The 3,044-nt window shown below is 67.2% G+C and carries 3 protein-coding genes and 2 pseudogenes; 1 reads left to right on the top strand and 4 read right to left on the bottom strand.

Annotated features, from left to right (window positions below; genetic code table 11):
• Positions 1-114: pseudogene (gene rpsL / locus ACILQR_RS16310) on the bottom strand (30S ribosomal protein S12); the annotation flags it as partial.
• A gap of 253 nt (positions 115-367) precedes the next feature.
• Entirely contained in the window at positions 368-667 is a 300-nt protein-coding gene (locus tag ACILQR_RS16305; RefSeq protein ID WP_395652413.1) for a hypothetical protein, read from the bottom strand.
• Between the two features lie 83 nt (positions 668-750).
• On the opposite strand from ACILQR_RS16305, the gene ACILQR_RS16300 reads away from it, so the two are divergent.
• Positions 751-1,533 (top strand): hypothetical protein, encoded by a 783-nt coding sequence (locus tag ACILQR_RS16300; RefSeq protein WP_395652412.1) that lies wholly within the window; start codon positions 751-753, stop codon positions 1,531-1,533.
• A 21-nt stretch (positions 1,534-1,554) separates the two neighbouring features.
• Here ACILQR_RS16300 and ACILQR_RS16295 read toward each other — a convergent pair whose 3' ends face one another.
• Together ACILQR_RS16295 and ACILQR_RS16290 are read right to left on the bottom strand one after the other, a co-directional pair.
• Positions 1,555-2,436: a hypothetical protein gene (locus ACILQR_RS16295; protein WP_395652411.1), complete on the bottom strand. Its 882-nt coding sequence runs from the start codon at positions 2,434-2,436 to the stop codon at positions 1,555-1,557.
• A gap of 115 nt (positions 2,437-2,551) precedes the next feature.
• A pseudogene (locus ACILQR_RS16290) lies at positions 2,552-3,044 on the bottom strand (DNA-directed RNA polymerase subunit beta'); the annotation flags it as partial.

The raw sequence follows: 3,044 nt of genomic DNA, 5'->3' as shown, positions 1-3,044 counted from the left end.
GTAGACGCGGGTGCAGACGCCGCGGCGCTGGGGCGAGCCTTCCAGGGCCGGCACCTTGTTGCGCACGGGCTTGGGCTTGCGGGGCTTGCGGATAAGCTGGTTGATCGTAGGCATTTAGGGTCTCGTCTCGACTTTTGATGGAAGCGTGTGCCTGTCGGCCGAAGCGCCTCGGTTTCCTTCTTTTGAACGCGACCTGACGGCCTCGCCCGGGGTCTTTTGAGGTGAGGTCGTGCGACCAAACGAAAAAACCGGAACGCGCGCTTCGGGCGTTCCGGCGGGCACAGCCCGTCCGTTCAATTGTCACGATCCCGGCGAAGGACGAATCCCACAGCCTCGAAAGTCCGGCGCGTTTACCTGTGAAGGGGGTTCAGGTCAAGGCGGGCGGATCGAACGTGAACGGCACGCGGACGGTGAAGGTCACGGTCTGACGTCTCCGGTCGAAGGATTGCCGGGGGCGTAGATCCCGTTCCCGCAAGATGGACACCGCTGCAGCACCGAAACCGCACCCTGGCGGCGTTTCCGACAACACCTCGCAGCTCTCGATCCGACCACTGCTTGCCGTACATCTGACCACGGCTTCCGCATTCTTGACGGAGTCGCAGAAGGCCGGGCGCGCCGGGGCTTGAGCGACAGCAAGGCTGGCAAGAAACACGATGTTGAGATGCATCGAGACTGATCAATCTCCTCGGCCGAAGTCCTCATATCGCCACGGTTCGCCCCTTTGTTCAACCATCAGCTGGGCGGGGACGGATGATAGGCTCGGGGCGTAGGACATCTTGGACCGATGGTGACCGCACCCGGGCGGCGATCCTGGCCGGGTCCGTGGTGCTGCACGCCGTGCTCCTGACGGCCCTGGGCATCAGCACCTACGGTCTCCCCGACCCGCCGATCTCGCTGGACGAGCCGATCGTGCTGGAGATGGAGCCTCGGCCCCTGCTGCCTGGCGAGACCGCGCGTGTCCCCTCCCCGGCTCGTGTCCGGCCGAACGAAACCCGCACCCTGACGCGCGACCGGACGGACCTCGCCACACCCCCGCGCCTGACCGAGGACGACGACCGCCCCACCCCGCCCGCTCCCCGCATGGCCGCCGGTGTCCCAGGCGTCGCGCCGCCCGCCGCCGCCAACCCCTGGGCCTTCACGCCCGAGACTCAAGGTGCCGCCATCGGCCGGTCCCTGCGCACCGGCACGGGCGGCTGCCGGATCATGGATGGGCATCTGAGCGCCGCCGAACAGGCCCTGTGCGACGAGCGGTTTAACGCCGGGGCAGCCGCCGCCGCCGCCCGCCACCCGCTGGGCGACCGCACCCGCACCGCCTCCGAACAGCGCCGCGACGAACAGTTCGCCCGCGATGGCGAGGCCGCCCTCAGACGCTATGAGGCGCGTCGTGCGCCGCTGCGGCCTGGTCCCGGCATCGTACTCTCGTCGCCCGACTGTCCAGGCGGCAACCTGAGTGGAAGTTGCGCCGGGGCCCATCTGCGGCCGGAGTTCCAGCATCCGGAGGATCGCCCCTACCAGCGCAAGGGGCCGCTCTGAGCAGGAGCGGTGGCTTGCCGGTCAGTCGGTCGCGTTCAACCGGCGTGACATCCTCTGTTCCAGTTCGGTTCGCTGCATCGAGAACAGCAAGTTCGTCCGGATGGAATAGAGACCCTCGACAAAGGCGCGGTCCCAGTCGGTCAGCCCGCCGGGCGCTTTGCCGGATACAGCGAACAGGTTCAGAATGCTGTCCTGACCCGGGCCGCTCGCCTGCACTGGCGCGTTCACCAGGGTCACGAAAGCGATATAGGCGGCCAGGGCGTCCAGCCGCACGACGTCGATCTGATCGGCATCGACGACGACCATGGCCCGCTCGATCCGTTCGGCGGTGCTCTGGGTGATCCGGCTGTCAGGCAGTTCGATCGGTTCACCGCTGGTCCGGCTGACCCTTTCGTCGATCAGGGGCGAACGTCCCGCCGAGCCCACCCGGGTCCGATGCTCCCATCGCACCGGGACCGAGGCGGCGACGAACGCCGACTGCACCTGCCGCTGGTTCTGGAAGAAGCGGTTGCGATACCGGGCAGCAAACACCCGGGAGAAACCGGGCGCATCGTGGGCGATGACGACCATCGCGTTGGGTCGGCACCTGGGCCGATCGACGCGGATATTCAGCGAAACGAACGCGGCCTCGATCGCCGCTGTCAGCCGCTCGTTGTCCTCGTGAACCCCGCCGATGACCCGCAGACAGAGGGGTTCACCCCATCGGGCGAGCTGGCCCCGATTGGCCCCGCGCCGCCCCGGATCGGTAAGACGACCGACGAAGGTCTCGACCGCCGCCTGGTTGGGCCCTGTCACGACAATGTCGTCCAGCGCAACGGTCGGCCCCTGCTGCACCGGCGGCGGCGGCGTCTGATCCGCCTGGGCGACCAGAAGAGCGACAGCGAGGATGGCCGATACAATCATGAGACGAGGATCGTCCCTGACACGCCCCGTCGTCAAGCGCCCAAAGAAAAGGGCGGCCCCGTCGCCGGAACCGCCCTCTCTACTCTTGTCATCCCGGGCTTGACCCGGGAAGCAACTACTCGCTCTCGGCCAGTTCCAGCTGCAGATCGGCCGGCAGCGGCTCGACAGCGGCTTCCCGCGTCGAGGTCAGCATGGCGTCGCGTTCGTTGGCGACCTTTTGCAGGCTCCGCAGATAGGCGCCGGTGCCTGCCGGGATCAGCCGGCCGACGATGACGTTCTCCTTGAGGCCTTCCAGCATGTCCTTCTTGCCGTGGACCGAGGCGTCGGTGAGGACGCGGGTGGTCTCCTGGAAGGACGCCGCCGAGATGAAGCTGCGGGTCTGCAGCGACGCCTTGGTGATGCCGAGCAGGACGGGCTGGGTGGTGGCGATCCGGCCCCCACGCTTCTCGACCTTTTCGTTCTCGATCACGGCCTCGGCGACCTCGACCGTGTCGCCACGGATCAGGGTGGTTTCGCCCGAGTCGAGGATCTCGACCTTCTGCAGCATCTGGCGAACGATCACCTCGATGTGCTTGTCGTTGATCGGCACGCCCTGCAGTCGATAGACC

It is taken from the genome of Brevundimonas sp., from assembly GCF_044239655.1.
GTDB lineage: Bacteria > Pseudomonadota > Alphaproteobacteria > Caulobacterales > Caulobacteraceae > Brevundimonas.
Note: the sequence above shows the minus strand (reverse complement) of the source record. Positions and strands in the feature narration are given on the sequence as shown.

Excerpts from the sequence above, each read along its gene's own strand:
- ACILQR_RS16305 (WP_395652413.1), bottom strand. The coding sequence starts at position 667 with ATGCATCTCAACATCGTGTTTCTTGCCAGCCTTGCTGTCGCTCAAGCC.
- ACILQR_RS16300 (WP_395652412.1), top strand. The coding sequence starts at position 751 with ATGATAGGCTCGGGGCGTAGGACATCTTGGACCGATGGTGACCGCACC.
- ACILQR_RS16295 (WP_395652411.1), bottom strand. The coding sequence starts at position 2,436 with ATGATTGTATCGGCCATCCTCGCTGTCGCTCTTCTGGTCGCCCAGGCG.